Source organism: Corallococcus sp. CA053C, assembly GCF_003611675.1.
In the GTDB taxonomy this organism is placed as follows: domain Bacteria; phylum Myxococcota; class Myxococcia; order Myxococcales; family Myxococcaceae; genus Corallococcus.
In genome coordinates this window covers 1-2,450 of record NZ_RAWA01000697.1, presented here as the reverse complement: position 1 = coordinate 2,450, position 2,450 = coordinate 1, and the positions used below count along the sequence as shown (strand labels likewise).

4 protein-coding genes are annotated in these 2,450 nt (G+C 73.4%); 3 read left to right on the top strand and 1 reads right to left on the bottom strand.

The genetic code is table 11. From position 1 onward, the window contains the following. Positions 1-586 (bottom strand): hypothetical protein (locus D7V97_RS42270; RefSeq protein WP_120616173.1); only part of this gene is annotated, 586 nt, incomplete at its 3' end. A gap of 155 nt (positions 587-741) precedes the next feature. Between D7V97_RS42270 and D7V97_RS42265 the strand changes: the two genes are divergently transcribed. The 3 genes from D7V97_RS42265 to D7V97_RS42255 are packed head-to-tail and all read left to right on the top strand — an operon-like array spanning position 742 to position 2,323. Continuing rightward, positions 742-1,344 carry an RNA polymerase sigma factor gene (locus D7V97_RS42265; protein ID WP_120616172.1) on the top strand — a complete coding sequence of 201 codons (603 nt, stop codon included), beginning with the start codon at positions 742-744 and terminating at the stop codon, positions 1,342-1,344. Next, complete coding sequence (locus D7V97_RS42260; protein ID WP_120616171.1) at positions 1,341-1,820, top strand: anti-sigma factor; 480 nt, start codon at positions 1,341-1,343, stop codon at positions 1,818-1,820. Before D7V97_RS42265 ends, D7V97_RS42260 begins: the two co-directional genes overlap by 4 nt. Beyond that, a complete protein-coding gene (locus D7V97_RS42255) occupies positions 1,820-2,323 on the top strand; it encodes a DUF3106 domain-containing protein (protein ID WP_120616170.1) in 504 nt (167 codons plus the stop codon). The genes D7V97_RS42260 and D7V97_RS42255 overlap by 1 nt, the downstream gene beginning before the upstream one ends. Positions 2,324-2,450 lie beyond the last annotated feature (127 nt).

The window sequence follows — 2,450 nt, the reverse complement described above, 5'->3', positions numbered from 1 at the left end:
ACACCACCGTCAGCAGCGCCAGGGCTCCGCGATACAGGGGAGAACCCACGGAGGCAACCGTCAGCATCGCCAGGGCGACGAGGCTCAGGAGCCCCTGCAGGATGAGCAGCCCGCCGAGCGGGATGAGCCCCGCCGCGTGCAGCAGCACCTGGACGGCCAGCGCACCCAGGCCCACCGCCAGGGCCGGGAAGGGCCCGCCCCGGGGGGGCGACAGCTGCGCGCCGGCCACGGGGACCTTGTGCAGGTACTCCAGGTCCTCCGGGCGGACCTCCAGCGCATAGGGGAAGCCCAGCGCCAGGAGCGACTCCACCGTCGCGGCGCGGCAGGAGCGCCCGTCCGAGTCCACCAGCCCGTCCAGGGTGCCGCCCTCCAGCAGCCGGTGGAAGGCGTCCGCCTCCGGCCGCCCGCCCCCTTCGGCGACCACGTCCTCCAGCAGCCCGTTCAGCTCCGACGCCAGCCGCTGCCGCTCCGTCCCCGACGCGCGCCGGGCCTGCTGCGCCAGCAGGAACATGGGCAGCGGCGAGTCCGTGGGCGGGGTGGGCGTGCCGCCCTGCGCCAGGGGCTCCCAGGGCGCCAGGTCCGCCACGGAGCCCTCCTCCCCTCCCGAATGGGAGGCAGGTGTGCGCGAACGTGGGCGGGAGGCATCGGACACGGTGGCGAAACTGTAACCGGGGGCGCCCTCGGGGTTCAAAGTGGGAAGGCCCGCAACTTCCAACGGGCAACGGGGTTGATGCCTCACGGATGGACCTGGACCCGGACACGCAGGCGATGCTGAAGGTGGCGGCGGGCGACAAGCAGGCCTTCGCCTGGCTCTTCGACCGACACCACGCGAGCGTGGCGCGCTTCGCGTTCCGCTTCGTGGGCGACCCGGCGCGGGCGGAGGAGCTCACGCAGGACATCTTCGTGAAGCTCTACCGCCATGCGGGCACCTACAAGCCCACGGCGAAGTTCAAGACGTTCCTCTTCCGGGTGGCCACCAACCACTGCCTCAACGAGATGCGGCGCGGCGAGTACCGCGTGGCCCGGCTCGCCACGGAGGCCCCGGAGGCGGACGACGCGGGAGGCGTGGAGATGCCAGGGCCCGAAGGAGACCGGCCCGACCAGGCGCTGAGCGGCCGGGAGCTGGAAGCCGCCGTGGGCGTGGCGCTGGGGGACTTGAGCGAGCGCGAGCGCGCGGCCTTCACCATGTGCCGGTTCGAGGGCATGGCGTACCGGGACATCGCGGAGGCGCTGGAAGCGAGCGAGGCGGCCGTGAAGAGTCTCATCCACCGGGCCACCCTGGCGGTGGCGCGCAGGCTTGAAGCGTTGCAGGCGGGCACCGTGCCCGCGAGGAGTCGGGCATGAGCTGTGCGTATGAAGAAGACCTGACGGCCTACGTGGACGGGGAGCTTCCGCCCCCGCACCGCGCCCGCGTGGAGGCCCACCTGGGCACCTGCGCGGACTGCCAGCAGACGGAGCGGCTCCTGCGCGTCACCGTGGCGCGGATGGCGGAGCTGCCCGCGTTCACGCCCTCGCCGTCCTCGCGCCGCGAGGTGCTGGCGCGGCTGGACGCGCTGCCGCCCACCTGGCGCGAACGGCTCGCGTCGCTGCTGCGGCCGGGTGTGCTGGTGCCTTCCCTGGGCGTGGCCGCCGCGGCGGTGCTCGCGGTGCTCGTCGTCGGCAGGGGCGGCGGGGAGACAGCGGCGCTGGACGAGTGGGATCCAGGCGCGCTGGAAGTGGCGACGAACCTGGAGCTGGTCGAGGACTACGAAGTGCTCGGGCTCGACAGCTCCGATGACCTGGAGGTCGTCGAGAACCTCCACGAACTGGGGATGCCGTGATGCTGGGAAGAACGACCCTGACGGCCATCGCCGTGACGTTGACGGTGGCCCTCCTCACGGGCACGTCCGCTGGAGCGGCGAACGCCCCCACGCCCACGCCCGCGGAGCGCTTCGAGAAGCTGCCCCCGGAGCAGAAGGAGGCGTTGCGCGCGAAGCTGCGCGAGTTCAAGGCGATGCCGCCCGACGAGCAGGCGCGCGTGCGCGGCAACCTCCAGCGCTGGCGGCAGCTGCCCCCCGAGGAGCGCGAGCGGCTGCGCACCAACCTGCGCGACTTCCAGCGCCTGACGCCCCAGGAGCGCAAGGCGGTGCGCGAACAGGTGCGTGACCTGAAGGGCCTGTCCGCGGAGCGCCGCGCGGAGCTGCGCCAGCGGATGCGCGCGTACCTGCGTGAGCACCCCGAACGCCGCGAGCAGATGATGGAGAACATGCGCCGCTGGCGGCAGATGTCCGCCGAGCAGCGTCAGGAGGCACGCGAGCGGCTGCGCGAGAGGCGGCGCAAGTGAGGCCCGCCCCCATTTGTAGCGGGTGGCTGCTGCTGTTCGCGCTCGCGGGCGCCCTGCCCGCCGCCGCCCAGGAGGTGCGCACGCCGCCTCCGGAGCCTCCGGCGACACCGGCGCCCCCCGCGTCCTC

Bases quoted from the DNA above. Each gene is read 5' to 3' on its own strand.
- D7V97_RS42260 (WP_120616171.1), top strand. From the start codon at position 1,341: ATGAGCTGTGCGTATGAAGAAGACCTGACGGCCTACGTGGACGGGGAG.
- D7V97_RS42265 (WP_120616172.1), top strand. From the start codon at position 742: ATGGACCTGGACCCGGACACGCAGGCGATGCTGAAGGTGGCGGCGGGC.
- D7V97_RS42255 (WP_120616170.1), top strand. From the start codon at position 1,820: ATGCTGGGAAGAACGACCCTGACGGCCATCGCCGTGACGTTGACGGTG.